The sequence below is a fragment of the Pseudomonas sp. Marseille-QA0892 genome (assembly GCF_054950135.1).
The window spans coordinates 1,247,576-1,272,649 of record NZ_CM143104.1 but is presented as its reverse complement, the minus strand read 5'-3'; the positions used below and the strand labels follow the sequence as shown (position 1 = coordinate 1,272,649).

29 protein-coding genes and 1 pseudogene are annotated in these 25,074 nt (G+C 58.7%); 12 read left to right on the top strand and 18 right to left on the bottom strand.

Translation table 11 applies throughout. The annotated features are described in order from the left end of the window. Nucleotide 1: 1 nt before the first annotated feature. The 4 genes from ruvA to aspS form a co-directional block, all read right to left on the bottom strand. The gene (gene ruvA / locus ACY8D3_RS05940; RefSeq protein ID WP_462382487.1) at nucleotides 2-607 is read right to left on the bottom strand and encodes a Holliday junction branch migration protein RuvA; all 606 of its coding nucleotides are present in this window, start codon (nucleotides 605-607) and stop codon (nucleotides 2-4) included. An 11-nt stretch (nucleotides 608-618) separates the two neighbouring features. After that, nucleotides 619-1,143 carry a crossover junction endodeoxyribonuclease RuvC gene (gene ruvC, locus ACY8D3_RS05935; RefSeq protein WP_462382485.1) on the bottom strand — a complete coding sequence of 175 codons (525 nt, stop codon included), beginning with the start codon at nucleotides 1,141-1,143 and terminating at the stop codon, nucleotides 619-621. Between the two features lie 64 nt (nucleotides 1,144-1,207). Further along, nucleotides 1,208-1,954: a YebC/PmpR family DNA-binding transcriptional regulator gene (locus tag ACY8D3_RS05930; RefSeq protein WP_462382483.1), complete on the bottom strand. Its 747-nt coding sequence runs from the start codon at nucleotides 1,952-1,954 to the stop codon at nucleotides 1,208-1,210. Nucleotides 1,955-2,008: 54 nt separating this feature from the next. Next, entirely contained in the window at nucleotides 2,009-3,784 is a 1,776-nt protein-coding gene (gene aspS / locus ACY8D3_RS05925; protein ID WP_462382481.1) for an aspartate--tRNA ligase, read from the bottom strand. Nucleotides 3,785-4,053: 269 nt separating this feature from the next. Between aspS and ACY8D3_RS05920 the strand changes: the two genes are divergently transcribed. The 3 genes and pseudogenes from ACY8D3_RS05920 to ACY8D3_RS05910 all read left to right on the top strand — a co-directional run bounded on the left by ACY8D3_RS05920 (nucleotide 4,054) and on the right by ACY8D3_RS05910 (nucleotide 5,328). After that, a complete protein-coding gene (locus ACY8D3_RS05920) occupies nucleotides 4,054-4,524 on the top strand; it encodes a Dps family protein (RefSeq protein ID WP_462382480.1) in 471 nt (156 codons plus the stop codon). Nucleotides 4,525-4,725: 201 nt separating this feature from the next. Further along, a pseudogene (locus ACY8D3_RS05915) lies at nucleotides 4,726-4,995 on the top strand (cold shock domain-containing protein membrane protein); the annotation flags it as partial. Nucleotides 4,996-5,106: 111 nt separating this feature from the next. After that, nucleotides 5,107-5,328, top strand: coding sequence for a cold-shock protein (locus tag ACY8D3_RS05910; RefSeq protein WP_462384264.1), 222 nt, complete (start codon nucleotides 5,107-5,109; stop codon nucleotides 5,326-5,328). A gap of 83 nt (nucleotides 5,329-5,411) precedes the next feature. On the opposite strand, the gene ACY8D3_RS05905 is transcribed toward ACY8D3_RS05910, so the two are convergent. Together ACY8D3_RS05905 and ACY8D3_RS05900 are read right to left on the bottom strand one after the other, a co-directional pair. After that, nucleotides 5,412-5,621, bottom strand: a complete 210-nt coding sequence (locus ACY8D3_RS05905; protein WP_462382478.1) for a SlyX family protein — start codon at nucleotides 5,619-5,621, stop codon at nucleotides 5,412-5,414. After that, on the bottom strand, nucleotides 5,618-6,049 hold the full coding sequence (locus tag ACY8D3_RS05900) for an HIT domain-containing protein (protein WP_462382476.1): 432 nt from the start codon (nucleotides 6,047-6,049) through the stop codon (nucleotides 5,618-5,620). Before ACY8D3_RS05900 ends, ACY8D3_RS05905 begins: the two co-directional genes overlap by 4 nt. Before the next feature lie 450 nt (nucleotides 6,050-6,499). Between ACY8D3_RS05900 and ACY8D3_RS05895 the strand changes: the two genes are divergently transcribed. The 3 genes from ACY8D3_RS05895 (at nucleotide 6,500) to ACY8D3_RS05885 (ending at nucleotide 10,342) form a co-directional block, all read left to right on the top strand. Further along, nucleotides 6,500-7,762, top strand: a complete 1,263-nt coding sequence (locus ACY8D3_RS05895; RefSeq protein WP_462382474.1) for an OprD family porin — start codon at nucleotides 6,500-6,502, stop codon at nucleotides 7,760-7,762. A gap of 171 nt (nucleotides 7,763-7,933) precedes the next feature. After that, on the top strand, nucleotides 7,934-9,649 hold the full coding sequence (locus ACY8D3_RS05890) for a proline--tRNA ligase (RefSeq protein ID WP_462382472.1): 1,716 nt from the start codon (nucleotides 7,934-7,936) through the stop codon (nucleotides 9,647-9,649). Between the two features lie 147 nt (nucleotides 9,650-9,796). Further along, on the top strand, nucleotides 9,797-10,342 hold the full coding sequence (locus tag ACY8D3_RS05885; RefSeq protein ID WP_462384262.1) for a lytic transglycosylase domain-containing protein: 546 nt from the start codon (nucleotides 9,797-9,799) through the stop codon (nucleotides 10,340-10,342). A gap of 12 nt (nucleotides 10,343-10,354) precedes the next feature. On the opposite strand, the gene ACY8D3_RS05880 is transcribed toward ACY8D3_RS05885, so the two are convergent. Next, nucleotides 10,355-10,816: a TlpA family protein disulfide reductase gene (locus ACY8D3_RS05880; RefSeq protein WP_462382470.1), complete on the bottom strand. Its 462-nt coding sequence runs from the start codon at nucleotides 10,814-10,816 to the stop codon at nucleotides 10,355-10,357. A 146-nt stretch (nucleotides 10,817-10,962) separates the two neighbouring features. Here ACY8D3_RS05880 and ACY8D3_RS05875 point away from each other — a divergent pair, with 146 nt between their 5' ends. The 3 genes from ACY8D3_RS05875 to wrbA all read left to right on the top strand — a co-directional run bounded on the left by ACY8D3_RS05875 (nucleotide 10,963) and on the right by wrbA (nucleotide 12,379). Beyond that, nucleotides 10,963-11,343, top strand: a complete 381-nt coding sequence (locus ACY8D3_RS05875; protein WP_462382469.1) for a hypothetical protein — start codon at nucleotides 10,963-10,965, stop codon at nucleotides 11,341-11,343. An 87-nt stretch (nucleotides 11,344-11,430) separates the two neighbouring features. Beyond that, nucleotides 11,431-11,787, top strand: a complete 357-nt coding sequence (gene arsC / locus ACY8D3_RS05870) for an arsenate reductase (glutaredoxin) (protein ID WP_462382467.1) — start codon at nucleotides 11,431-11,433, stop codon at nucleotides 11,785-11,787. Then, nucleotides 11,780-12,379 (top strand): NAD(P)H:quinone oxidoreductase, encoded by a 600-nt coding sequence (wrbA, locus tag ACY8D3_RS05865; RefSeq protein WP_462382465.1) that lies wholly within the window; start codon nucleotides 11,780-11,782, stop codon nucleotides 12,377-12,379. The genes arsC and wrbA overlap by 8 nt, the downstream gene beginning before the upstream one ends. A gap of 14 nt (nucleotides 12,380-12,393) precedes the next feature. On the opposite strand, the gene hda is transcribed toward wrbA, so the two are convergent. Together hda and ACY8D3_RS05855 are read right to left on the bottom strand one after the other, a co-directional pair. Continuing rightward, entirely contained in the window at nucleotides 12,394-13,098 is a 705-nt protein-coding gene (hda, locus tag ACY8D3_RS05860) for a DnaA regulatory inactivator Hda (protein WP_462382463.1), read from the bottom strand. Between the two features lie 97 nt (nucleotides 13,099-13,195). Further along, the gene (locus tag ACY8D3_RS05855; protein ID WP_462382461.1) at nucleotides 13,196-14,230 is read right to left on the bottom strand and encodes a DUF2066 domain-containing protein; all 1,035 of its coding nucleotides are present in this window, start codon (nucleotides 14,228-14,230) and stop codon (nucleotides 13,196-13,198) included. A 164-nt stretch (nucleotides 14,231-14,394) separates the two neighbouring features. Here ACY8D3_RS05855 and purM point away from each other — a divergent pair, with 164 nt between their 5' ends. The 3 genes from purM to ACY8D3_RS05840 are packed head-to-tail and all read left to right on the top strand — an operon-like array spanning nucleotide 14,395 to nucleotide 16,837. Continuing rightward, nucleotides 14,395-15,450 (top strand): phosphoribosylformylglycinamidine cyclo-ligase, encoded by a 1,056-nt coding sequence (gene purM, locus ACY8D3_RS05850; RefSeq protein WP_462382459.1) that lies wholly within the window; start codon nucleotides 14,395-14,397, stop codon nucleotides 15,448-15,450. Then, on the top strand, nucleotides 15,450-16,121 hold the full coding sequence (gene purN, locus ACY8D3_RS05845; RefSeq protein WP_462382458.1) for a phosphoribosylglycinamide formyltransferase: 672 nt from the start codon (nucleotides 15,450-15,452) through the stop codon (nucleotides 16,119-16,121). Before purM ends, purN begins: the two co-directional genes overlap by 1 nt. Beyond that, nucleotides 16,121-16,837: a DUF3108 domain-containing protein gene (locus ACY8D3_RS05840; protein WP_462382456.1), complete on the top strand. Its 717-nt coding sequence runs from the start codon at nucleotides 16,121-16,123 to the stop codon at nucleotides 16,835-16,837. Before purN ends, ACY8D3_RS05840 begins: the two co-directional genes overlap by 1 nt. A gap of 52 nt (nucleotides 16,838-16,889) precedes the next feature. Here ACY8D3_RS05840 and murB read toward each other — a convergent pair whose 3' ends face one another. The 9 genes from murB to ACY8D3_RS05795 form a co-directional block, all read right to left on the bottom strand. Then, nucleotides 16,890-17,909, bottom strand: a complete 1,020-nt coding sequence (murB, locus tag ACY8D3_RS05835) for a UDP-N-acetylmuramate dehydrogenase (protein WP_462382454.1) — start codon at nucleotides 17,907-17,909, stop codon at nucleotides 16,890-16,892. Continuing rightward, a complete protein-coding gene (locus tag ACY8D3_RS05830; protein WP_462382452.1) occupies nucleotides 17,906-18,373 on the bottom strand; it encodes a low molecular weight protein-tyrosine-phosphatase in 468 nt (155 codons plus the stop codon). The genes murB and ACY8D3_RS05830 overlap by 4 nt, the downstream gene beginning before the upstream one ends. Next, nucleotides 18,370-19,131, bottom strand: a complete 762-nt coding sequence (gene kdsB, locus ACY8D3_RS05825; RefSeq protein WP_462382450.1) for a 3-deoxy-manno-octulosonate cytidylyltransferase — start codon at nucleotides 19,129-19,131, stop codon at nucleotides 18,370-18,372. Before kdsB ends, ACY8D3_RS05830 begins: the two co-directional genes overlap by 4 nt. Next, nucleotides 19,128-19,313: a Trm112 family protein gene (locus tag ACY8D3_RS05820; RefSeq protein WP_462382448.1), complete on the bottom strand. Its 186-nt coding sequence runs from the start codon at nucleotides 19,311-19,313 to the stop codon at nucleotides 19,128-19,130. Before ACY8D3_RS05820 ends, kdsB begins: the two co-directional genes overlap by 4 nt. A 26-nt stretch (nucleotides 19,314-19,339) precedes the next feature. After that, nucleotides 19,340-20,344 carry a tetraacyldisaccharide 4'-kinase gene (gene lpxK / locus ACY8D3_RS05815; protein ID WP_462382447.1) on the bottom strand — a complete coding sequence of 335 codons (1,005 nt, stop codon included), beginning with the start codon at nucleotides 20,342-20,344 and terminating at the stop codon, nucleotides 19,340-19,342. Then, nucleotides 20,341-20,763: an ExbD/TolR family protein gene (locus tag ACY8D3_RS05810; RefSeq protein ID WP_462382445.1), complete on the bottom strand. Its 423-nt coding sequence runs from the start codon at nucleotides 20,761-20,763 to the stop codon at nucleotides 20,341-20,343. Before ACY8D3_RS05810 ends, lpxK begins: the two co-directional genes overlap by 4 nt. Then, nucleotides 20,760-21,392, bottom strand: coding sequence for a MotA/TolQ/ExbB proton channel family protein (locus ACY8D3_RS05805; protein ID WP_462382443.1), 633 nt, complete (start codon nucleotides 21,390-21,392; stop codon nucleotides 20,760-20,762). Before ACY8D3_RS05805 ends, ACY8D3_RS05810 begins: the two co-directional genes overlap by 4 nt. Before the next feature lie 75 nt (nucleotides 21,393-21,467). Further along, nucleotides 21,468-23,684 (bottom strand): DNA internalization-related competence protein ComEC/Rec2, encoded by a 2,217-nt coding sequence (locus ACY8D3_RS05800; RefSeq protein WP_462382441.1) that lies wholly within the window; start codon nucleotides 23,682-23,684, stop codon nucleotides 21,468-21,470. 144 nt (nucleotides 23,685-23,828) lie between these two features. Next, nucleotides 23,829-25,073, bottom strand: coding sequence for a lipoprotein-releasing ABC transporter permease subunit (locus ACY8D3_RS05795; protein ID WP_462382439.1), 1,245 nt, complete (start codon nucleotides 25,071-25,073; stop codon nucleotides 23,829-23,831). Between the last annotated feature and the right edge of the window lies 1 nt (nucleotide 25,074).

The window sequence follows — 25,074 nt, the reverse complement described above, 5'->3', positions numbered from 1 at the left end:
GTTACACCATCCCCTTCAAGGCACGGCGGATCATTTCTTCGCTCGACAGACCATCCTCCTTCACCGCCGCAATCGCACGACTCGCTTCCTGTGGCTTGAACCCCAGCGCAACAAGGGCGCTAAGTGCATCATTTTCGGCACTTGAGACGCCGGCTCTGGCATTCGGTTCCGCAACCAGCGGCGCGATGACCGGCATGTTTTCCCAGGCTTTGAAACGCCCCTTGAGCTCGACAAGCAAACGTTCAGCCGTCTTTTTGCCAACCCCCGGAATCTTGACCAGGACGGCCGTGTCCTGTGTTTGCACGCAGGCCACCAGTTCGTCCACTTCCATGCCCGACATCAATGCCAAGGCAAGCTTGGGACCAACGCCGTTGAGGCGGATGAGTTCACGAAAGAACTCACGTTCGCGCTTTTCAAAAAAGCCATACAGCAGGTGCGCATCTTCTCTCACAACCAGATGCGTGAAGAGGGTTACTGGCTCGCTCACCGACGGAAGGCGATAGAGCGTGGTCATGGGAACCTCGACCTCATAGCCGACACCGTTCACGTCGATGATGAGATGTGGGGGTTGTTTCTCGGCAAGGGTACCGCGCAAGCGTCCGATCACGGGACGTTCTCCTACAAGCGCAAACGGCCGCCACGTCGCTTCGCGGCGGCCAGACCATGAGGCACCAGGCTTTGACGCATATGGGCGTGGCACAACGCGATCGCAAGCGCATCCGAGGCGTCAATCTGGGGTTTTTGGGTCAGTTTGAGAAGGTGCATCACCATCATCTGGACCTGCTGTTTGTCAGCAGCCCCCGTTCCGACAATGGCCTGTTTGACTTGAGTCGCCGTGTACTCGTTGACCGTCAGGCCCTCTTCGGCAGCCGCCACGATGGCTGCACCACGCGCCTGTCCCAGCTTCAGTGCCGAGTCCGCGTTTTTTGCCATGAAGACCTGCTCGATACCGAGCATCACCGGGTGATAGCTTTGAATGACCTCGCGCACGCCCCGGTAAACAATCTGCAAACGCTCTGCGAGCTCGCCGGCGCCGGTGCGAATGCACCCGGACGCGACGTACTCGCAGCCTCGCCCGGTATCCCTTACGACACCGAACCCGGTGATGCGAGAGCCCGGGTCGATGCCAAGGATGATGCTCATGGTCCTGCTCCGCCGCGTTTCGCCATCGAAGCGTTGGCGAAAGCGGCAGTAAATGGTGTTCGAATCAGCCCAGTTGCTCCATGACGTCGTCCGGTATCTCCGCGTTGGAATACACGTTCTGTACGTCATCGAGGTCTTCGAGCATGTCGATGAGCTTCAGCACCTTCTGCGCGGTATCGAGGTCGAGCGTCGAGGTAGTGGAAGCAATCATGGCGACTTCAGCGTTCTCCGCCTTGTAGCCGGCTGATTGCAGCGCTTCGTTGACGGAGATGAAGTCCGTGAACGAAGTGAACACGTCGATGGAACCGTCTTCATTCGCGACGACATCGTCCGCTCCGGCTTCAAGTGCCGCTTCCATCAACTCATCTTCATCGATGCCGGGGGCAAAGCTGATCTGCCCCTTGCGCTCGAACAGATAGGCGACCGAACCATCGGTACCGAGGTTACCACCACACTTGCTGAAGGCGTGACGCACCTCAGCAGCGGTACGGTTGCGGTTGTCAGTCATTGCTTCGACAAAGATGGCGACCCCACTTGGCGCGTAGCCTTCGTACGTGAGTTCCTCGACGTTTTCGCCGCCATCTGCACCCACACCCCGCGCGATCGCACGGTCGATGGTATCGCGCGTCATGTTTGCAGTCAGCGCCTTGTCTACAGCCAGGCGAAGACGCGGGTTGTCCGCCGGGATGCCACCGCCCTGCTGGGCGGCAACCGTCAACTCACGGATCAGCTTGGTGAAGATCTTGCCACGCTTGGCGTCCTGACGACCCTTGCGATGCTTGATATTGGCCCATTTGGAATGACCGGCCATAACTCACTCCGTCGTATTGCGTGTTCAGTTGTCTGCCCGAAGGCAATCAGTCTTTTACTCGGCCTTCGGCTGCTCGCGCAGGCGAATATGCAGCTCGCGCAATGCCTTGGCATCAACCGCGCCCGGCGCTTGCGTCATAACGTCTGCGGCGCTCTGCGTTTTCGGGAAAGCGATGACTTCCCGAATGGACGAAGCGCCGGTCATCAACATGACCAGACGATCAAGGCCGAAGGCCAGGCCACCGTGCGGCGGCGCACCGTACTTCAGCGCGTCGAGCAGGAAGCCAAACTTCTCCTGCTGCTCGGCTTCATCGATACCAAGCACACGGAAGACCGCCTGCTGCATGGCCTTGTCATGGATACGGATAGAACCACCGCCCAACTCGGTGCCGTTGAGCACCATGTCGTATGCGCGGGATAGTGCCGCGGCTGGACTGGATTCCAGTTCGGCCGGCGAGCATTTTGGCGAAGTGAACGGGTGATGGAGCGCCGACAGGCTGCCGTCGTCATTCTCTTCGAACATCGGGAAGTCAACGACCCAAAGCGGCGCCCATTCCCGTGTCAGAAGTTTGAAGTCATGGCCCAGCTTTATACGCAGCCCACCCAGCGCATCGCTGACGACTTTGGCCTTGTCCGCGCCGAAAAACACGATATCGCCATCTTGAGCACCTACGCGATCGAGGATCGCATTGAGGTTTTCCTCAGCAATGTTCTTGACGATAGGCGACTGCAGGCCCTCAACGCCCTGCGCACGTGCATTGACCTTGATATAGGCCAGCCCTTTCGCGCCGAAGATCCCGACGTATTTGGTGTAGTCGTCGATCTGCTTGCGCGGCATGCTGGCGGCGCCCGGAACGCGAAGCGCAGTGACGCGGCACTTCGGATCGTTAGCAGGGCCCGCGAAAACCTTGAAGTCCACATCCTTGAGCAGGTCCTCGACGTCGACCAACTCCAGCGGAATGCGCAGATCAGGCTTGTCCGAACCGTAGCGACGCATCGCTTCTTCGAACGTCATATGCGGGAACTCGTCGAACTCGACGTCCAGCACTTCCTTGAAGAGCTTGCGCACCATGTTTTCCGTCAGGCCCATGATGTCGGCTTCGTCCAGGAAGCTTGTCTCGATGTCGATCTGGGTAAACTCGGGCTGGCGATCTGCCCGCAGGTCTTCGTCACGGAAGCACTTTGCGATCTGGTAGTAGCGATCGAAGCCCGCCACCATGAGCAGCTGCTTGAACAACTGTGGCGACTGCGGCAACGCAAAGAAGCTGCCGGGATGGGTGCGGCTCGGCACCAGGTAGTCCCTCGCACCCTCTGGCGTCGCACGCGTCAGGATTGGTGTCTCGACATCAAGGAAGCCGTTTTCATCGAGGTAGCGGCGGATACTGCTGGTAATGCGCGAACGCAGTTTGAGCTTCGCGGCCATTTCCGGGCGGCGAAGGTCGATGAAGCGGTAGCGCAGACGCGTCTCCTCGCCCACATCGGAGTACTCATCCAAAGGAAACGGTGGCGTCTCGGCCTGATTGAGCACTTCGAGCTCATAACCCAATACTTCGATGGCACCCGAAGCCATGTTGGGGTTCACGGCGCCAGCGGGACGTAGACGAACCTTGCCGGTCACCTTCACGACGAACTCGCTTCGCACCCGGTCGGCCTTCGCAAAGGTGTCGGCACGATCGGGGTCGAACACGACCTGTGCCAGGCCTTCACGATCCCGGATATCGAGAAAGATCACGCCGCCATGGTCACGACGACGATGCACCCAGCCGCAGAGGGTAATTTCCTGGCCTTCGAGCTGTTCATTGAGTTGGCCGCAATAGTGGCTGCGCATCATGTCCTGGTTCGCTTCTCGTAAGTCTTGGTTCAAGGGGACGCAACGCGGCTCGCCGAATAGGCTTCGGACCGGCACCCTGGGTCATGCCCGGGCGTCACGCCGCTTATAAAGTCGCGCAGTATATATCAGTTGGAATCAGCCGGTCAGCCGGCTGCCACCCTGACGCAGCCCAATCAATCCAGCGCAATACCTATGCTAGGCTACCTACCGCTGCTGCCGAGCACTGAGCCCGGCCATATAGAACCAGCACCACGCACGAGGAAGCCTTCATGGAAATCAACATCGGAATCGCTGAACAGGACCGCGCCGCCATTGCCGAAGGGCTGTCGCGGCTGCTGGCCGACACTTATACGCTGTATCTCAAGACCCATAACTTCCATTGGAACGTTACCGGCCCGATGTTCAACACGCTGCACCTGATGTTCGAGGAGCAGTACACTGAGCTGGCACTGGCGGTCGATCAGATTGCCGAACGTATCCGTGCACTTGGCTTCCCAGCGCCCGGCACGTATGCCGCATACGCTTCGCTTTCATCCATAAAGGAAGAAGAAGGCGTACCCCAGGCAGAAGACATGATCCGCCTGCTCGTGCAGGGTCAGGAGTCTGTCGTACGCACGGCGCGCGGTATTTTCCCGCTACTGGACAAAGTCAGTGACGAGCCAACCGCCGACCTGCTGACCCAGCGCATGCAGGTTCACGAGAAAACAGCCTGGATGCTGCGTAGCCTCCTCGGCAAGTAAGTGTTCGATGCGCCGCCTCCCCGGCGGCGCTTTGACTATATCGGCGCAGCCATACCGGCCTAAGCGCTTGATTTGAGCGGAACTCTCCTTTCGGGTTAAATACGGCAGCGCCGCGCAAAAGCAGTCCATGCACGCCGCACGAGGCCATCAAACAAGACCGGCCCGAAGTCACCGTTGTTCTAGCCATCACGAGTTCTTGTCATGCTCAAAATCGTCCACGCGCTGTCGGGCGTAGCCGCACTTGCTTTATCGCTCGTGCCAAGCCTCAGCGGCGGCACCCCGCACTACCTGAATCAACCGAACGCCGTTTACCTGGCGCTGATTGGTCTGCTCCACCTTCAATTGACTCCAAGCCAATCCGTTTATCGAGCCGTACCTGCAAACCTTCAGGCTGTCGCCTGCGCGCTACTGGTAATAGCGGCTGTCATTCAGGCAACTATCCTGCTCGTACCAATCGAAGAAATTGCCGGCCAGCCGGCCGTGATGTTCAGCCTGATCCCTGCATTGGCGGCTGTCGCCATTCATGTTGCAGGGCAGTTCTCGAGACCACGCCGCAGTCGCCGCAGCGCAACACCCGCCGAACTGGCCAATGCCGATCGCGAAACCGGGACGGTGAAGTGGTTCAACACATCGAAGGGCTTCGGCTTCATCTCACGCGACTCAGGTGAAGACGTTTTCGTGCACTTCCGAGCAATCAGAGGCGAAGGCCACCGCGTTCTAATGGAAGGTCAGCGCGTCGAGTTCGTCGTCATGCAGCGTGATAAAGGGCTTCAGGCAGAGGACGTCATCGCGGCTCGCCAGTAACACCGAAGCAGCCGGCGCGCACCGTGCCGGCTATCTACGCGCCGCCTCCTCGCGCTGCAGCCACTCGGAAAACGTATGGGCAGTCAGTAATGGGGTGGGGGCGTCTCTTCGGCACTTCCCTGCCCCACTTGAGTCATCAGTTCTTCCTGACGCTTGACCAGCGCAGCCACCTGAGCCTGTAGTCGCTCCACGATTCGTTGTTGCTGAATCAACTCTTCGCTCATGGTGTTCATCGCGTCATCCTGAAACGCAAGCCGCATTTCAAGATCGTCCATCCGCTGCTCCAGACTCATACCTCTGCCCCTGCGAAGCGGAAGTCACCTCTCAGGACAAGCTTCAATCGGTCCACCACTTGATCCACTGCACCGGGCTCATACGGTACTGCCGGATGTCGCCCCCATACAGGTGCAGGCCAAGCGTCGTCGCCCTTCTTCCTTACGATGACATGAACATGCAACTGCGGAACCTGGTTGCCAAGCGTCGCGATATTCATCTTGTCGGCACCGAAGACATCTTTTAGCAGCTCGGCTAGAACAGTCGCTTCACGCCACAACCGTATCTGGTTGTCCTCATCAAGCTGGAAAACTTCAGTCACCTCCTCTAGACGAGGCACGAGAATGAACCATGGGTACCGTGCGTCATTCATGAGCAAGAGCCGACTGAGGCCAAAGTCACCAATATGTAGCGTGTCCTGTTGCAACCGATTGTCCAGTTCGAACATGCAAATACCTCGCTGTTGAGATGTCCAGGCATGAACCGCGCGCAAAGCACCGACTTGGTGCATAAGGCTCAAGCGGTGTGCATTGTGAAGGCGAATTCTGCCTTTGCGTAGGCCCCATCGCACGACCGGGCCTTACTAGCCGGGCTCGTCCACTCTTTCGCCACGGCTCAAAAACCTCGCACGCTTCTTGCTTGCCGTCTGTCCGATGATATCGGCTGGCCATTTCGTACAAGGCTGTCAACTGTGCTAGATACTCTTCGTACAAAACTGCGACACAGTACCGCTTCAATTACGACAGTACGTAACACAGCGCGCCATAGTTCGGGTATGAACTATCGTCGAACAAGGCTGCATGCTATAAGTTCGCGCCGATACAAAAAGAAAGAACCGTCCACTGGAAATAGGACAGGACGGTCGAAGACTCGTTTAAAACCAAAGGAGCAAATCACGATGCAAGTGATGAAGTGGAGCGTAATGGCCCTGGCAGTCGCCGCGGGCACCACCCAAATGGCCATGGCTAGCGCACAGTCCGAGTCGAAAGGCTTTGTCGACGACAGCAGCCTGAACGTTCTTAACCGTAATTACTATATGAACCGTGACTTCCGTAGCGCTGGTGGCAATGGGGGTCAAAGCTATCGCGAAGAATGGGGCCATGGTCTGATCACGACCTTCGAATCCGGCTTCACCCAAGGCACAATCGGCTTTGGCGTCGATGCTCACGGCCTCGTTGGCCTGAAATTGGACAGCGGCAATGGCCGTGCCGGCAATGGACTGTTCCCAAACGAGTTCGGTGACAGCGGTCCAGACGACTATGCGAAAGCAGGGGCAGCAGTAAAGCTGCGCGCTTCGAACACCGTCCTGAAGTACGGTACGCAGTTTACATCCCTGCCAGTCTTCGCGACTGATGACAGCCGACTCCTGCCGGAGTCCGCGGAAGGCTTCCTGATCACCAGCAACGAGATCGAAGGTCTCGAGCTGAACGCAGGCCATTTCACTGCGCTCAATGCACAAAGATTCACCCACCACGATAGCATTGGACTTAAGAGCGCCAACGTACTGGGCGGCACCTACCAGTTCAATGACGGACTGGCTGCTAGCGTTTACTATTCCGATCTGGATGACCTGTTCAAAAAGTGGTACGGCAACGTTAACTACTCCCTGCCGCTATCTGATAGCCAGGCGCTGGCATTCGACTTCAACGTCTACCGCACCAAATATGACAGTGACTTCACCACCACTGGCAGCAGCGAGCGCAACACGATTGGCAGCCTTTCGGCCGCCTATTCAATCGATGCCCATACCTTCACGTTGGCCTATCAGCGTTCCAAAGGCGGCTTCGATGGTACCGGGTATTACTATAATGAAGATGGCAACGCTACCATCTTCCTGGCCAACTCCGTCCAATACTCCGACTTCAACGCCGAAGACGAAAAGTCATGGCAGGTTCGCTACGATCTGAACATGGCAGGTTACGGTGTTCCAGGGCTGAGCTTCATGACTCGCTACGTTCGCGGCACGGATATCAAAATCGCCGACGCGAGTGATGCCACCGAGCGCGAATGGGACATCGAAGCCAAGTACGTGATCCAGAACGGTCCTGCAAAGGATCTGTCCTTCCGCGCGCGGCAGGCCTTCTACCGTACTAACACCAGCTACGGTGGCGACGTGAACGACTTCCGCCTGATCGTCGAGTACCCGCTGAGCATCCTGTAATCACAGGCGCCTAGCGTAGCAACACAGGAAAGCCCGACATTGCCGGGCTTTCCTCGTTTTCATCAGTCAGTTTCCTGATCGTCGCCAATGGCGGGCGCCCTGCCTATACGCCTGCCGACTCCCACCGTACAATGCCAGACCGTCCATCAGCCTCGGTAAGAACGGCCTTCCATGCGCACCAGTCAGTATCTGCTCGCCACACAGAAAGAAACGCCCTCCGACGCCGTGGTAATCAGCCACCAGCTGATGCTCCGCGCAGGGATGATTCGCAAATTGGCATCCGGCCTCTACACCTGGCTTCCGATGGGCCTCCGTGTCTTGCAGAAAGCCAGCGCCATCGTTCGCGAAGAAATGAACGCGGCCGGTGCATTGGAAGTACTGATGCCCGCGGTGCAACCTGCAGAACTCTGGCAGGAGTCCGGGCGCTGGGAACAATACGGTCCGGAGCTCCTTCGGATCCGCGATCGCCACCAGCGTGATTTCTGCGTCGGTCCGACCCATGAGGAGGTAATCACCGACCTCATGCGCAATGAGCTGAACAGCTACAAGCAGCTGCCAATCAACCTCTATCAGATCCAGACCAAGTTCCGCGACGAGATCCGTCCGCGCTTTGGATTGATGCGGGGTCGTGAATTCATCATGAAGGACGCGTATTCATTTCACCTGTCGCAAGCATCGCTTCAGGAGACTTACGAAGCGATGTACGACGCATACTGCAAAGTCTTCACGCGGATGGGGCTCGATTTCCGCCCGGTTCAAGCGGACAACGGCTCCATTGGCGGCAGCGGCTCTCACGAATTCCACGTGCTCGCGGCCTCTGGTGAAGATGACATCGTATTCAGCGACAGCTCCGACTACGCAGCCAATATCGAAAAAGCCGAAGCCGTACCACGCGAGACGGAGCGGAAAGCTCCGACCGAAGAACTGCGCCTAGTCGATACACCGGATACCAAAACAATTGCTGCACTCGTCGAGCGCTTCGATGTCGCTATCGAGCGGACGATAAAGACGTTGATCGTCAAGGGCGCCGAGGAAGGCAAACTGGTTGCGCTTATCATCCGCGGCGACCACGAACTCAACGAAATCAAGGCCAGCAACTTGCCTGAGGTTGCCGCACCGCTAGCGTTCGCTACCGAAGCAGAAGTCCGTGCTGCTATCGGCGCTGGCCCAGGGTCGTTAGGCCCGATCAATCTGCCGATTGACTGCATTATCGATCGCTCGGTTGCACTGATGAGCGACTTCGCGGTCGGCGCGAATATCGATGACAAGCACTATTTCGGCGTTAACTGGGAGCGTGATCTGACCCAGCCGAAAGTCGCCGATCTTCGAAACGTCGTTGCAGGGGACCCAAGCCCGGACGGCAAGGGCACGCTTGTGATCAAGCGCGGCATCGAGGTTGGCCACATCTTCCAGCTGGGCGAAAAATACAGCCGCGCGATGAACTGCCAGGTCCTCGGTGAGAACGGCAAGCCGGTCACCCTTGCAATGGGCTGTTACGGCATCGGCGTTTCACGCGTAGTTGCAGCGGCCATTGAGCAGAACCATGACGAACGAGGCATCATCTGGCCAGCCGCGCTCTGCCCCTTCCAGGTGGCGCTCGTACCGCTGAAATACGAGACGGACTCGGTTCGCGAAACGACGGACCGTCTCTACCGTGAACTTACGGCTGCAGGCATCGAAGTGTTACTTGATGATCGCGACCGCAAAACAAGCCCTGGGGTGAAGTTTGCGGATATGGAGCTTATCGGCATTCCCCACCGAATTGTCATCAGCGACCGTGGGTTGGGTGAAGGTACAGTCGAGTACAAGCAGCGCCGGGATACCGAAGCCCAGCACGTTGCAGTCGGCGACATCCTGCCCTTCGTCAAAGAGCGCCTGGCCCAGTAAGGCCAGACGTATTGCCCTACACGCCACAAGCCGGGATCAGGACGGGTAGGTATGGCTGCACGGCTCATGAGCGTGGCGTATCCAATAGCTTTTTGGATACGCCACGCCTGGTTTCGAGCCTTCGTTGGCAGCATAACGTTCGTATGGATGCTGCTCTGCACGTCTACAGGCCAAGCCGGTATGCTGCCTCAGGCGCCCGAGCCCGAGCTCCGCGCTCTACTTCATCGTACGATCGAAGAATCGGACAGCTTCAAGGACCGATTCGATGCAGAAGTCTGGTTGGTCGACATGTCCGCCCGACTTTCCCGCTTCATTCCAGACAGTAGCGAGCGACTGCAGCTACTCAAGCTGATACACGGTGAGGCGCGCAAAGCTGGACTATCGCCCGAAGTCGTAATTGCAGTCATTCATACCGAAAGCAGATTTGACCGGTTCGCCATATCGTCAGTGGGGGCTCAGGGCATGATGCAAGTAATGCCGTTTTGGAAAGCCGAACTCGGCCGACCGCAGGATAACCTCACCGACAATGCCACGAACCTGCGATATGGCTGCACGATACTGAGCTACTACCTCAAGAAGGAACGTGGCGATCTCAAACGCGCGCTGGCGCGTTACAACGGTTCACTTGGCCAGGACCGTTACCCTTCCAAGGTCATAGGGTTTTGGCATGACTACTGGTACGTCCGCCCATGATCTTTAGACGCCTCAGTTTTTGCGCTTCAGCGCGTCCAGTTCGGCTGCCAGACCATCCGCCGTTTGCTCTCCTACCAAGGCTTTCCTAACATCCCCAGTCGAATCGACCAGGTAGGTTGTAGGTAGTACTTGCGGGCGCGGCAGGCCCAGGCGAGCGACATCATCGCCTTCCATCAAGGGAAACGTGATTCCCAGCACCTGAGCAGAACGCGCCAGCGCTTCGCCTTCCAACTCGTCGAAATTGATGCCTACCACACGGTCACCCGTAGCTTTCAGCCGGTCATTCAACGCGTTCAACTCAGGTACTTCTGTCCGGCAAGGTCCGCACCATTCAGCCCAGTAGTTGACCACGCTCCAACTTCCGCCTTGCGCATCGGTGACAGCCGACTGTTTGCCAGGCTCACCGTCGTCGGAACAGCCGGATAGCAACAGGAATACACATGCCAGGCTGGATGTGGCCATTCGTTTAAGCAACTCAAGTCTCCTCTTCATAATGCAGGGCGCGACTCACTCACGCCGCGACAGTGGGAACGCCGTCACGTCTGCAGACCTATCAGGGCACATTAACCAACGCGCGGCGCGCATACAATTATCGAAATGACGCACCGAAGGGAGGCAGGATGAACGCAGGAAGCGAACATATCGTCGGGACGATCGCCGAATCCATTCTGGAAAGCAGCTTCAGGCTAGCCCAGCAGACAGGAACGGAAGACGTTGCGCTGGATATTGCAGCATGGCTATTGATGCCAGGGCTGGCTGGTGAACAGGTAAGCCTGGCTGTCAGCTATGACGTCAACGGCGAAGAAAGAGAGATCCAGATAGACCAAGGCGAAGTCGACTCGACACACCGAATTCTGCTTGCCAGCGTGGCGCAGCTGCCCATGGCCAGCAAACCCAGGGCCGCCAACGTGGTGCTTCACGGACCCGCGTTGCCACGTGGCATGGTGGTTGAATCGCTTTACGTCAAGCCGTTGAGCCTCACGATTGCTACGCTGGGCTAGTGATAGGTTCGCTAGTTGGCGATACCGGGCGTGCCGCGCCGTTAACCGCTAGAATGCGATTTCGATCGACGTTAACGGCACAAACGCATGACACAAATGACTCTCTACCACAATCCTCGCTGCTCCAAATCCCGCGCCGCGCTGGAGTTGCTGCAAAGCCGAGGATTGAATCCTGCCGTGGTGCGCTATCTGGAAACGCCCCTTAGCGAAGATCGGCTGGTATCGCTGATCAAAAAGCTCGGGCTATCCGCGCGTAGCTTGTTGCGAAAGGGCGAAGAGGAATACCAGGCGCTTGGTCTTGCGGCGGCCGATATAACCGAAGAGCAGATCATCAAGGCAATGGCCCTGCACCCAAAGCTCATTGAGCGACCTATTCTCGAGACTGACACCCAGGCGGTGGTTGGTCGCCCACCCGAGCGCGTCCTGGAGCTTTGTGATGAATGAGAATCCGTACATCCTGGTCCTGTACTACAGCCGTCATGGCGCCACGGCCGAAATGGCGCGTCATATTGCACGCGGTGTCGAGGCCGGCGGCTTCGAAGCGCGTCTTCGCACCGTTCCCCCCGTGTCGACCAATTGCGAAGCCACGGAGCCGGCGATCCCCACCGAGGGTGCGATCTACGCCTCAATCGATGACCTGAAGCAATGCGCGGGGCTCGCACTGGGTAGCCCGACCCGCTTCGGCAATATGGCAGCGCCATTGAAGTACTTCCTCGATGGAACCAGCAGCCTCTGGTTGACAGGCGAACTGGTCGACAAGCCAGCCGGGGTATTCACCTCGACGTCGAGCCTGCATGGTGGACAGGAGAGCACCCTACTCTCTATGCAGCTACCACTTCTCCACCATGGCATGCTTTTACTGGGCCTACCCTATAGCGAATCTGCACTCATCGATACGCGTGGCGGCGGCACACCGTATGGCGCAAGCCATCACGCCGAGGCGGATGGAAAGCGCTCATTGGACGAGCATGAGGTTGCGCTGTGCCGCGCACTCGGCAAACGTTTGGCTGTTACGGCACGCAAACTGGCGAGCTAAGCACGCCCTATGGCTCACCAGCCCAAGGTTTCCTTCAGGAATGGTATGGTGAGCTTCCGCTGCGCCTGAAGCGAGGCGTGATCCAGTTTGTCGAGCAAGTCAAACAATGCACTTGTATCGCGCACACCACGAGTGAGAATGAACCGCCCGACTTCTTCATTGAGATGAAGTCCTCGCCGCGAGGCCCTCAACTGAAGCGCGCGAAGCTTGTCCTCGTCCGATAGTCGGTGCATCTGAAATACCAGCGCAAGCATCATCCGCGACTTGAGGTCAGGAAGCCTGATCTTCGACTCGCGGGGCGCGGTAGACGCCGAGAGCAGAAGCCGGCGTCCGGTATCACGGAGCCGATTGAAGAGGTGAAACAGCGCCTCCTCCCACCGATCGTTGCGAGCGGCTGAATCGATGTCATCCAGACAAACGAGTTCGTAGTGCTCGAGGTCGTCGAGAAGATAGGGACCATCCTGGATCAACTGCGCCATCGGCAGGTACACGGCGAGCTCCCCTCGCTGCTGCAGCCGCAGGCAGGCGGCTTGCAGCAGGTGGGTGCGGCCAGTGCCTTTGCTGCCCCACAGGTAGATGAGACTGTCGGACCAACCAGCCTCCGGTTCGCAAAGGCGCTCAACGTACCCCAGCGCTGCCGCGTTGGCGCCAGGATAGAAGTTGGCAAAGGTGGCATCGTCCCGCAGACGCACACCCAGGGGCAGCTGTATTGGATTCATGAGCGCGTTCAGCGAGCCGTTCCAGACCATCTGTTTATTAAGAGCCCGGAAAGTCTATACAAATCCACCGCTTCCCGCAGCTGAACCGTCCCACCCGTCAGAATGTGAAATACAGCGTTCGGTTTGCGGGAGCGCTTTGCGGCGGCATCGGCTGGCCTTCGGCGCCTATGGCTGCCGCTTCTTCGGGCGCTGACGTCTCCTGAACGTGAATAAGGGCGAGCTGCGCTCTGAGCTGCTGCTCGTTCGCGTTGACGTGATAGCGAACGCTACCTTCGTCAGCGGAAATCATTCGGCCATCAAAGGGCTCCAGTACTCTCTGGAGTTCGGCGTACCGATTGAGATCGACACCGGAAATCTGTACTTCGAACGCACTCGACGCACCCGGCGCAACGGCAAAGCGCGGCGCGAGCCGTTCACTCACGGTGCGCATGATGGTATCAGCGAGCGCTTCGCGGCTCTCTGCCTCTGCCGTACCCTTGTCCTGCAGATCACCGAGGGACAGCTGCCACTCGCCCTTCCACTGGCCATCTTGCTGAGCGGAGCGGACCGCTAGAACGCCATCAGCATCATAGCGGTTCGACGCCTCCGATAACGGGCCAGAGGCTGCGCTAGCGAGGTTTTCGGGCGTCGCAACGAGTTGCTCCTCAAGATCTGCGAGCGGCATCCGTACCGGAAGCCCACGGTACTGGGCGGCTGCCCGTATGGCCTGAGCGCTGGCCTGATTGTCACCGCTCAGGTTATTTGTGCCATCTTCAGCCTGATCGAGCCACCAGGTCACAAGTGCAGGGCGACTAGCCCCCCAGAGCGGAAGCCCCGCCTGACGCAAGCTACGGTCAGTACTCACCGGATCGAAATCGACCACCAATCGATCATTATCGTAACCATACTGGCTGACGATCTGCTGGGGGTCGTTGCGCAGTCCGGCGATCGTTGGGTTCTTGAGCGCGTCAGGCTGGCCTGTCAGTCGAAGGACCAGTGTATCCAATGCTGCCTGCAGCGCCTGATTTCGTGCATCGGGTTGCTGGGAGCTCACAGGCTCCCGAACTTGGTAGAGATCATCGAGCGTCGCAGCGTGAAGTGGCAGCGTCGACATCGAAACACATGCCAATAACAGGCTCGGAATGAAGCGCATAGGGCGTCTCGCAGGCAGACTTGAATCGGACCCATACCTTAGCAGCCGGGCGCGAACCGGCCAAACCCGAAGATGGCTGCCCTTTACCAAGCCTGATAAAATCGCGCGCCTCCCGGACCACTCGGCGAGCCGGTCCCGATCCGTTCCCTGCAAAGGCCCCATCTATGAGCAAGCAACCCTCCATCAGCTACAAGGACGCAGGCGTCGATATCGACGCAGGCGAAGCCCTGGTCGAACGCATCAAAGGCGTAGCCAAGCGTACCGCCCGGCCTGAAGTCATGGGGGGCCTCGGAGGCTTCGGCGCGTTGTGCGAGATTCCTGCTGGCTATCGTCAGCCTGTGCTCGTATCAGGCACGGACGGTGTCGGTACAAAGCTTCGCCTGGCGCTTAACCTGAAAAAGCACGACAGCATTGGCCAGGACCTGGTCGCAATGTGCGTCAACGACCTCGTGGTGTGCGGTGCGGAGCCGCTGTTCTTCCTTGATTATTACGCCACGGGCAAGTTGAACGTGGACGTTGCAGCCGAAGTGGTGACAGGCATTGGCGCCGGCTGCGAGCTGGCAGGATGTGCGCTGGTTGGCGGTGAGACGGCAGAAATGCCCGGGATGTACGAAGGCGAAGACTATGACCTCGCTGGCTTTTGTGTTGGTGTGGTGGAAAAAAGCGAAATCATCGACGGCTCTCGCGTGGCTGCGGGCGACGCCTTGATTGCGCTGCCCTCCTCCGGCCCACATTCGAATGGCTATTCCCTGATCCGGAAGATCATCGAAGTGTCCGGCGCCGACATCACTGCGGTAGAGTTGGATGGCAAGCCATTGCAGGATCTGCTCATGGCTCCGACCCGCATCTATGTCAAGCCGTTGCTCGAACTCATCAAGCGCACCGGCGCCGTCAAGGCCATGGCACACATCACGGGCGGGGGTCTGCTCGATAACATTCCTCGTGTACTGCCTGACAACACCCGCGCGGTCATCGATGTCGCGAGCTGGCAGCGCCCAGCAGTGTTCGATTGGCTGCAAGCGAACGGCAACGTGGACGAGCACGAAATGCACCGCGTGCTGAACTGCGGGGTCGGGATGGTCATCTGCGTAGCGCACGATGACGTAGCCAACGCGCTGAGCGTATTGCGCGGAGTGGGTGAGCAGCCTTGGGTTATCGGCAGCATCGAGCAGGCCGGCGAAGGCGAGCGCGTCGTGCTAAATAACCTCAAGCAGAATTGATGACCGAACCCTGCAATATTGTCGTACTGCTTTCAGGTAGCGGAAGCAATCTGCAGGCTCTTCTGGATGACATCGGCCCGAGTGACAATCGTCACCCGGGCCGCATCAAGGCCGTAATCTCAAATGTCGCAGATGCCTACGGTCTGGAGCGCGCCCGACAGGCCGGCATCGACACGCACACGCTCAACCACCGAACCTTTCCTGACCGCGAATCGTTCGACCGCGAGCTGATCAGGCTCATCGACACGCATGCGCCTGATCTAGTCGTCCTGGCCGGCTTCATGCGTATCCTAAGCGGCGGCTTCGTAAGCCATTATCAGGGACGTCTAATCAACATACATCCTTCGCTGCTACCTCGACACAAAGGACTCGACACGCACGCCCGGGCCATCGAAGCCGGGGATTTGGTGCATGGTTGCAGCGTACACTTCGTCACGGAACAGCTCGATGGCGGCCCGGTTATTCTACAAGCCGAGGTCCCGATCCAGCCCCAGGACACGTCCGACACGCTTGCTGCTCGCGTACTCGAGCAGGAGCATGTGATATATCCTCTGGCCGTGCGCTGGTTTGCTGAACGCCGCTTGCGTCTCGCACAGGAAGGCGCAATGCTGGACGGCAACCCATTGCCAGCCTCCGGAATCACAGTTCGCCCCATCTCAGGAGATCATTGATGCGCCGCACCCTGCTGTTCACGCTCGCCTTGCTGTGCGGGCAGGCTCACGCATTCGACATCAAGCCTTTCGTAGCGAGTTATACAGCAGACTGGAAACAGCTGCCCGTGAGCGGTAGCGCCGAGCGCCGCCTGGAAAAAGGCGATGCCGATCAATGGCACTTGGTATTCAAGGCGTCAATGCTCGTCGCTGGCCTGACCGAGGAAAGCCGGTTCACCTACAGGGACGAAACCATGCTACCCGTACGCTACAACTATGAGCGTAGCGGACTGGGTAGCGGCAAGAAGGTCGAGCAGACGTTCGACTGGACTGCCAAGCAGCTATCGGGCGACAACAACGGCAAAGCGGTCAAGCAGACGCTCAACAAGGGCTTACTGGACAAGTCGACCTATCAGCTCGCGCTTCAGCGTGATGTTGCAAATGGCCTGAAGAGCATGAGCTATCAGGTTTTCGACGCAGATGAAGTCGAAACCTATGATTTCCGCGTGCTTGGTGAAGAGATGGTCGAGACCAAGGTCGGCCAGATCGATGCCATCAAGGTCGAACGGGTCCGAGATCCTACTCAAACCAGCCGCCGGACCACACTGTGGTTTGCCAAGGATTGGGATTACCTGCTCGTAGCGCTCAACCAGGTTGAGAAGGATGGTAAGGAATACCAGATCATGCTCAAGGATGGTGCCGTCAATGGACAACCCGTCAAAGGAAAAAACCGATAGGAACGAAGAAGCCGGTCAACGTACCGGCTTCTTTTTGGGGTGAACGCTGCGGTTAGATAATCCGGGGCTCCATCTCGAGCTCAATACCGAAACGATCGCGGATGTCCTGTTGAATCCGCCCTGCCAGCGACAACACGTCATCACCCGTAGTTGTACCGCCATAGTTCACCAGCACCAGCGCCTGATGGCGATGGACACCGACGCCCCCCTGTCGAAACCCGCGCCAGCCCGCCTTGTCGATCAGCCAGCCCGCCGCCACTTTCACCCCCTGTGCCTGCGGGTAGCTCACGAGATCTGGGTAGCGCTGCTTGAGTGCCAGCGCTTCTGTGTCGGTAATAACGGGATTCTTGAAAAAACTACCGGCATTGGCCAATTCGCTTGGATCAGGCAGTTTTTCACGGCGGATGGCACACACCGCCTTGCTCACGTCGAGTGGCGTTGGATTGACCGTACCCATTGTGTTCAGCCGGTCTCGAATAGGGCCGTATTCCAAGTGGAGCGAAGGCTCCCGACTCAACCGGAAACGAACCCGAAGAATTACCCATCTATCGATGTCATGTTTGAAGCAACTGTCGCGGTAGCCAAAGGCGCACCGCTCCGCATCCATCTCGACAAACTGGCCCGCGTAGCGATCGTAGGCCGTCAGCCCAGCAAATACATCCTTGAGCTCGACGCCGTATGCACCGATGTTCTGAACAGGGGCAGCGCCGACCGTGCCTGGTATCAGGCTCAGATTTTCAAGCCCATAAGCGCCCATCTCAAGCGTACGCACCACGAACGGATGCCACGGCTCACCGGCAGCAGCTTCGATGACGACCCCGGCGTCATCGTCCTCCAGCACAATGAAACCCGCGGTGGCCATGTGTATGACGAGCCCGGGCACCGTGTTTTGAAGGACAACATTACTGCCACCACCGAGCACGGTGATTGGCCAGTTCCGGTGTTTGGCGAGCGCCAAGGCCTCGCGCAGCACATCTTCGCTCTCTGCGCGCACGTAATGTTCGGCAATGGCGTCCAGGGCCAATGTATTGAGCGCCTTGAGCGATACTTCGCAACGTACATCAAGCGTCATAGCGACAGACGAACCTCTTGAATCAGCGCATCCGCGGCATGCTCGATCAGATCAAGCACCCTGTCGAAGCCCTCCTCTCCCCCATAATAGGGATCTGGCACTTCGCCAGGAATGAGGTCATAACGACGAAGAAAGAGATCCGTTTTTACTTTGGCATCTCCGCTAGCCATCTTCCGAATGTTCGTAAGATTCGTATGATCCATACAGAGAATGAGATCGAAGCGATCGAAGTCTCGTGGATCGAACTGCCGAGCCCGCAATCCCGAAAGGTCGTAGCCGCGCTTAACGGCTGCCGCACATGTCCTGGGATCAGGCGCTTTGCCGATATGCCAATCCCCAGTGCCAGCAGAGTCGAAATCAACCACACCCGCTAACCCGGCCTGATGGGCCTTCTGCCTGACGACGCCTTCAGCGGTCGGTGACCTACAAATATTGCCCAGGCATACGAAGAGGATGCGCTTCATACGGCCAGAAGTCGTCGAACGCGTTCGAGGTCTTCCGGCGTATCCACGCCGGCCGGTAGCGCCTCAAGCGCGTCATCCACATGGATTCTTACGCCATGCCACAGCGCACGGAGCTGCTCGAGCGCCTCACAACGCTCGAGCCAGCATGGCCCCCACGATACGAAGTCACGAAGGAAGCCTGCGCGGTAAGCATAGATGCCGATATGGCGTCGATAGGGTACGCCTTCAGGCATCGCATGGGGATGTGATGCGAAGGCATCCCTGGCCCAAGGCAGGACAGCGCGGCTGAAGGTCAGCGCAAGACCCGATGCATCTGAGACAACCTTGACCACATTAGAATTGAATAGCGCTTCGACGTGCTCGATGGGCTCAGCCAGCGTTGCAATTGCGGCTTGGGATCGCGCCAGGTTGGCAGCGACCTGATCAATGATGGCGGGGGGAATCATTGGCTCGTCACCCTGGACGTTAACCACGATTTCGTCGTCACCCAGGCCCAGCTGGTTGACCACTTCCGCGAGCCGGTCCGTACCAGACTGGTGATCCTCACGTGTCAAAAGCACATGAGCACCGAACGATTCACATGCGCGTACAATGCCTTCGTTGTCGGTAGCGACAACGACTTTCGCGGCCGAGCTCTTATTGGCCTGTTCCCAGACGTGCTGGACCATCGGTTTGCCCGCAATGTCCTGCAGCGGCTTGCCTGGAAGTCGCGTCGAAGCGTAGCGCGCCGGGATGACGACCGTAAATTCCCGACTCATGGATTAAGCCGCTCGTCGACGCTTAGGGTACGCGCCTCGCTCTCCAACATGACAGGAATACCCTCGCGGATGGGATATGCCAGACCATCCGCCTTGCAAATCAGCTCGGTCTTGTCCTCGGACAGCTTGAGCGGGCCTTTGCAAAGGGGGCACGCGAGGATGTCGAGCAACTTGGGATCCATGGATTACCTCAGGGGTTGGCCCGGCATCAAAGCGTACCGGGAAGCAAACGGTTCAGTTGGCTGTCGAACCAGACCCGAAACGCCTCGGACGGCTCAGCCTGTATTTCCAGATACCACCAGTGCGGCTGCGCGAAGGCGCGGCACTTGACTGCGTCTTTCTCCGTCATGATCACTGGCAGCGATGGCTCGAAGCTAAGCGCTTCGACATCGAAAGTAGCGTGATCGGCGAAAGGATGGCGGATCGGCTGCCATGTTAACCGCTCGAGCGTAGCGAAGAAACGCTCGGGGTTGCCGATGCCTGCAACGGCGTGGACGGCCTGGCCCGCTGGAAAATGGGCGAGCGTTACACGCTCTCCCGAGGCCACATTGACCAGACCCGTTGGCTGCAGCGTAAGACCGAATCCGCCTGCGGAATCGGTCGAAGCGCCATTGAACAGGACTGCATCCACCTCAGCGAGACGCTCAGCGGGCTCACGCAATGGGCCTGCCGGCAAGCAACGCTCGTTCCCCAGCCCCCTGGCCGCGTCAATCAGGACAAATTCGAGGTCACGCGCCAGGCGATAATGCTGCAACCCATCGTCAGCGAGCAGGAGATCCAGGGGTTCCTGCTCCAGTAGTGCCTGAGCCCCCCTGGAGCGGATCGGATCGATCATCATCGGCACACCCGTGCGCTGAACGATCAGCAAAGGCTCGTCACCCGCTTCAGCCGCACTGTCGCACGGACTCACGCGATGGGGATGCTCGGAAGGGTTAGCGCCATACCCTCGACTAAGCACACCTACCCGCAGCCCCCGACGGTGACAATAGTCAGCCAACCAGACGATAAGGGGCGTCTTGCCGGTGCCACCTACGGTAATGTTGCCGACCACGATAACGGGGACCGGAGCGCGGTATATGGCGCCTTCGCCTCGAAGGAAGCGCTTCCGCTTTCGGATCACGATGCATCGATAAACCCACTCCAGCGGGCGCAGCACGATGAGTGCCGGGTGCCCTTCGTACCAGGCTTCAAGCAGGCGATCCGACAGGCTCACGGCTTGCTTTCGGCCTGCACAGTGGTAATCCTCAGGTGCGCAAACCCAAGCTTGCCGGCAGCGTCCATCGCAGTGACCACCGCCTGGTGAGGCGTGTTGGCATCTGCGCTAATCGTCACTGGCAAACGGGTGTCACCACCAGACGCATCGTTCAGCGCACCTTGTAGCCCCTGCAGATCGTTGCGCAACAGCGGCTTGCCATTCAACGCGTAGGTACCGTCCGCCGAGATAAGGATCTCGAGCAACTGCTGCTCAGCAACCGCACCGCTGTCCGCTTCGGGTAGATCCACCTTCAGTTGTGTTTCACGCGTGAACGTTGTTGTCACGACGAAGAACAGCAACAGAATGAATACGACATCAATCAAGGAGGCGAGATTGATCTCGACGTTTTCTCGCTCCCTCCGGCGGCGAAACTTCACGCGTTGGCCTCGCTCATGTCGACCTCGCGATCGCCTTGCACCACCTCGACGAGCTTGATGGCTTCCTGCTCCATACTGACGACGAGCTCATCGACACGACGCACGAAGTATCGATGGAAGAACAGCGCTGGAATGGCAACGATCAGGCCGGCGGCGGTGGTGACGAGCGCGGTTGCGATACCGCCGGCAAGCTGGCCCGCGTTGGTCATCCCTGCGCCCATGAAAGCACTGAAGATCTCGATCATCCCGAGTACCGTACCCAACAGACCGAGCAATGGCGCAATCGCGGCGATCGAACCCAGGATCGTCAGATAACGCTCGAGCTCATGAATGACCCGTGCGGCGGCCTCTTCGATACTCTCCTTCATGATCTCGCGACCATGCTTCGAATTGGCAAGCCCCGCCGCGAGGATCTCGCCCAAGGGTGCCTGTGCACGGAGCTCCTTGAGCTTGTCGTTGCCCAGCTTCTTCTCTTTGATCCATCGCCACACCTGGCCCAGCAAATGGGGCGGCGCGACTCGTGAAACGCGCAAGCTCCACAGCCGTTCGGCGATGATTCCCAGCGCTGCGATGGAACATAAAATGATTGGCAGCATCATCCAGCCACCTGCCTTTACCAGCTCCCACACGATTAGCCGCTCCCCCTATGGAAAGCGCGCACTCTAGCATAGGGGTGAAGTCAGCAAGATGGTCAGAGATCGCATTTACCGCCAGAACCGTCGCTGGTCCCTGACACTGATAGCATCGCCATGATCCCCCAGGCGGAACCGAATCGCGCCCAGATCCGCCGTATCCAGGATGTTGATGCCTCGCTCGGTGAGTCGGTCCACGACATCCACATGAGGATGTCCGTAACCGTTGTATCGGCCACGCGACATGAGAGCCTCCCTCGGCGCTACTGCATCAAGAAACGGCTCTCCAGTGGATGTACGGCTTCCGTGATGTCCCACCTGCAGCCATCGTGCGTCGACGTTGTATGCCGTATCAAGCAGGATCATCTCCGATGGCACGTCGAGATCGCCTGTAAGCAATATGGCTTCTCCATTGGCTTCTACCCGGAGGATGCAGGACGAGGCATTGCTGTCGCTGGTGCCTTCACGTTTCCACGTACTAAAAACGACACCGTCCCATTTCCATTCTTCACCTCCACACACCTGCGCGTTCAGGCGGCGGGGTAACGCATAAGGCTCACCGCTGGATACCCTTGTGACAGGCATTTTGGAGCGCACGTATGGCGCGCCTCCAGAGTGGTCATTGTCAGAATGACTCAGCAACATTTCGTCGAGCTGGTGAATGCCCATGGCGCGCAATGTGGGTACAACTGCGCGCTCGCCCATGTCGTATGTACCCAGCCGAGCACCAGCGTCATATAGCAAAGCGTGGTGTCGCGTTCGGACGATTACGGAAAGCCCCTGCCCCACGTCGAGCATGACGACATCGGCGCGTGAATCGGGTGTGACTTGAGCAGGCGCCCACCCTAGGGGCACCAACAGCAGGAAACCAAGCAGACGGCCGGGTGTGCCCTGTGGCGTAAGCAGCCAAGCCGCGCCAAACAGCGCCATGATCCAACCCCACCAAGGCACCGGCAACGGCATCCAGGCGGGTACGGCGTCGGCAAGCAGACCGAGAACTGCGATCAACCACTTCAGCACAAACGCCGCAAGCCATAACAAAGTGCTACCCAGCCAAGGAAGCGGCAGCAACAGGCATCCCAGTAGCGCCATTGGGACAATCACCAAGCCAACCACAGGCACGGCTACCAGATTCGCGATAGGGGCACTGATACTGACGGGCAAACTCAAGAGGAGCATTAAGGGCAATAACCCAACCGCTACCACCCACTGCGTACGCCAGACCAAAAGCCCAGCCCGGTCGCGACCCAAGCGTCCGGCAAAGGCGAAGGCAAGCGTTGCGACGGCAAGGAACGACAGCCAGAAGCCTGGCTGAAGGCTAGCCAGCGGCTCCCACAACAGCACAAGATCGAGCGCGAACAGGAGAACGGTCCATACGCTGATCTGCCGAAACCAGCATCGCCATAGCAGAACCGCGGCGGTCATCACGCAAGCGCGCTGTACCGGAATACCAAATCCTGCCAGCGCGCCGTATGCCACCGCACCGAGCAAGGCAAGGCCGCATGCGGCGGGGAGCCAAGGCACAGATGCCGGCCACATGCCGCGCCGCATGAGCAGTAGAACTCCGCCGTAGATAAGCCCTGCAACGATGGAAATGTGATGACCCGAGATAACCATCAGATGGACCGTCCCGGTAGCCTGTAGCACCTGCCAGTCCCGTGGCGTAAGCGCGGATCCATCACCGACGATGAGCGCCGCCAGCGCCCCACCACGCCCCGTTGTATCACGCTCAATCACCGATCGTCGGATCTGATCCCGCCAGGCATCCAATCCGCTCGCATCCGCGACTTTCTCCCCAGCCTTGACCGATCCGGTGGCCCCTACACGTTGGGCAAGCAACCACGCCTCATAATCGAAGCCGGCAGGGTTGGCTAAGCCATAGGGCTGTTTGAGCGTGACCGCGAGGCGCCACCGCTCCCCCGCACCCACATCCGGGCCGCCATACCATGAAAGCCGCATCCTGCGAGGCAAATCGCCATGCCTGGATTTCGCATCATGGAGTTCGAACCGGACCGCGGTACCCGTCCTTGAAGGCAAATCGGCGATTGTCCCTTCGACCCAGAGGGTACGGCCGTCAAGCTCAGCCGTGAGACGATCATCAAGCGCGTTGTGGGCAGACAGGCACGCCCAGCAGAAGCCCAGCAGGAAAAAACCTGCCACGAAAAATCGCGTCAAGCACAGCAGCACCGCCACGACGATAGCGGCGGTAAGCAGACTGATGTTCGGCAGTAAGGGGACGAGCGTGAGACTGAGTAAGCCCGCGGCAAGCGCAAGCAGCGCGAGGCGCATCGGAGGTCCTTTTCCGGCGGTCGATTGAGTGCGCGGAAAGACATCCAGTCGGTGGCCGCGCGTGTTGCAACGGCCACCATATCAACTCAGCGGGAAGACACCGCGAACTGGTGCACGCTCTGTACCGGTGGGATCGCCAATGCGTTACTCGTACCGCAAGGCCTCGGCAGGTTGGGTTTGCGCGGCACGGCGGGCCGGATAGAGGGTTGCCAAAAAGCTCAGAAGGAAGCCGGCGCCGCAGATCAACGCTACATCGCCACCCTGCAGTTGCGAAGGCAGCGAGTTCACGAAGTATATGTCGGAGCTCAAGACATGCTGGCCCGATACACGCTCGATCCACGCAACCACTTCGCTTACGTTGAGGGCCAGCGCCACGCCGAGTACCCCACCGATGACCGTCCCGACGCTACCAATAACGGTGCCCTGAACCATGAACGTCGCCATTATTTGCCCAGGTGTCGCCCCTAGCGTTCGCAGGATAGCGATGTCGGCCCGCTTGTCCGCCACCACCATGATCAGGGTGGCGATTATGTTGAACGCCGCAACAGCGATGATGAGCAATAGCAACAGGCCAATCATGGTCTTTTCCATCTTCATCGCGGCAAAGAGGCTACCCTGGCTCTGCGTCCAGTCCTCAGCCGTGAACCCGTCACCCAATTTCTGCGCCAGCCCGCCAGCAATCTGAGGCGCGGCATAGAGGTCTTGAAGCTTCAGTCTCAACCCCATGACGTCAGCTGGATCATGGCGCTGGATGGTCGAAGCGTCGGCGATATGAATCAACCCGAGCGATCCGTCTAGTTCCGCTCCGACCTTGAACATGCCGACAATGGTCAGACGGTGCATTCGGGGCGTCACTGCGCTGGACGTCGCACTGACCTCCGGTACGATCAGTGTCACCCGATCGCCCATGCGCAAGCCAAAACGCCGCGCCGCCAGTTCGCCGATCACCACGCCGAACTCACCAGGCGCTAGCGCACTGAGCCGGCCCTGCGTTATGTGATCCGCCACAATCGACACCTTCGCTTCTTCGGCTGGGTCGATACCATGAATCTGAATGGGCTGCATCGACCCATGAAAGGACAGCATGCCGTCCAGTTCGGCGAACGGTACCGCGGCCTCGACCCTCGGATCTGCCGAAAGTCGGTCCGCCTCGGAACGCCAATTCCGCATTGGCTGGTGCGACTCGATGACCGCGTGCGGCACCATGCCCAGGATTCGTGAGCTCATTTCCTGTTGGAAACCGTTCATGACCGACAGCACAACGATCATGGCCATGACACCGAGCGCCAGACCGATCATGGATGTCAGCGAAATGAACGAGATGAAGTGATTTCGGCGCTTCGCCCGGGTATAGCGCGCGCCGATGAACAGCGGCAATGGCCTGAACATG

What these genes read in the sequence shown, in the direction of transcription:
- ruvC (WP_462382485.1), bottom strand. Translation starts at nt 1,143, where the DNA reads ATGAGCATCATCCTTGGCATCGACCCGGGCTCTCGCATCACCGGGTTC.
- ACY8D3_RS05930 (WP_462382483.1), bottom strand. Translation starts at nt 1,954, where the DNA reads ATGGCCGGTCATTCCAAATGGGCCAATATCAAGCATCGCAAGGGTCGT.
- aspS (WP_462382481.1), bottom strand. Translation starts at nt 3,784, where the DNA reads ATGATGCGCAGCCACTATTGCGGCCAACTCAATGAACAGCTCGAAGGC.
- ACY8D3_RS05920 (WP_462382480.1), top strand. Translation starts at nt 4,054, where the DNA reads ATGGAAATCAACATCGGAATCGCTGAACAGGACCGCGCCGCCATTGCC.
- ACY8D3_RS05905 (WP_462382478.1), bottom strand. Translation starts at nt 5,621, where the DNA reads ATGAGTCTGGAGCAGCGGATGGACGATCTTGAAATGCGGCTTGCGTTT.
- ACY8D3_RS05900 (WP_462382476.1), bottom strand. Translation starts at nt 6,049, where the DNA reads ATGTTCGAACTGGACAATCGGTTGCAACAGGACACGCTACATATTGGT.
- ACY8D3_RS05895 (WP_462382474.1), top strand. Translation starts at nt 6,500, where the DNA reads ATGCAAGTGATGAAGTGGAGCGTAATGGCCCTGGCAGTCGCCGCGGGC.
- ACY8D3_RS05890 (WP_462382472.1), top strand. Translation starts at nt 7,934, where the DNA reads ATGCGCACCAGTCAGTATCTGCTCGCCACACAGAAAGAAACGCCCTCC.
- ACY8D3_RS05885 (WP_462384262.1), top strand. Translation starts at nt 9,797, where the DNA reads ATGCTGCTCTGCACGTCTACAGGCCAAGCCGGTATGCTGCCTCAGGCG.
- ACY8D3_RS05875 (WP_462382469.1), top strand. Translation starts at nt 10,963, where the DNA reads ATGAACGCAGGAAGCGAACATATCGTCGGGACGATCGCCGAATCCATT.
- arsC (WP_462382467.1), top strand. Translation starts at nt 11,431, where the DNA reads ATGACACAAATGACTCTCTACCACAATCCTCGCTGCTCCAAATCCCGC.
- wrbA (WP_462382465.1), top strand. Translation starts at nt 11,780, where the DNA reads ATGAATGAGAATCCGTACATCCTGGTCCTGTACTACAGCCGTCATGGC.
- hda (WP_462382463.1), bottom strand. Translation starts at nt 13,098, where the DNA reads ATGAATCCAATACAGCTGCCCCTGGGTGTGCGTCTGCGGGACGATGCC.
- ACY8D3_RS05855 (WP_462382461.1), bottom strand. Translation starts at nt 14,230, where the DNA reads ATGCGCTTCATTCCGAGCCTGTTATTGGCATGTGTTTCGATGTCGACG.
- purM (WP_462382459.1), top strand. Translation starts at nt 14,395, where the DNA reads ATGAGCAAGCAACCCTCCATCAGCTACAAGGACGCAGGCGTCGATATC.
- purN (WP_462382458.1), top strand. Translation starts at nt 15,450, where the DNA reads ATGACCGAACCCTGCAATATTGTCGTACTGCTTTCAGGTAGCGGAAGC.
- ACY8D3_RS05840 (WP_462382456.1), top strand. Translation starts at nt 16,121, where the DNA reads ATGCGCCGCACCCTGCTGTTCACGCTCGCCTTGCTGTGCGGGCAGGCT.
- murB (WP_462382454.1), bottom strand. Translation starts at nt 17,909, where the DNA reads ATGACGCTTGATGTACGTTGCGAAGTATCGCTCAAGGCGCTCAATACA.
- ACY8D3_RS05830 (WP_462382452.1), bottom strand. Translation starts at nt 18,373, where the DNA reads ATGAAGCGCATCCTCTTCGTATGCCTGGGCAATATTTGTAGGTCACCG.
- kdsB (WP_462382450.1), bottom strand. Translation starts at nt 19,131, where the DNA reads ATGAGTCGGGAATTTACGGTCGTCATCCCGGCGCGCTACGCTTCGACG.
- ACY8D3_RS05820 (WP_462382448.1), bottom strand. Translation starts at nt 19,313, where the DNA reads ATGGATCCCAAGTTGCTCGACATCCTCGCGTGCCCCCTTTGCAAAGGC.
- ACY8D3_RS05800 (WP_462382441.1), bottom strand. Translation starts at nt 23,684, where the DNA reads ATGCGCCTCGCGCTGCTTGCGCTTGCCGCGGGCTTACTCAGTCTCACG.
- ACY8D3_RS05795 (WP_462382439.1), bottom strand. Translation starts at nt 25,073, where the DNA reads ATGTTCAGGCCATTGCCGCTGTTCATCGGCGCGCGCTATACCCGGGCG.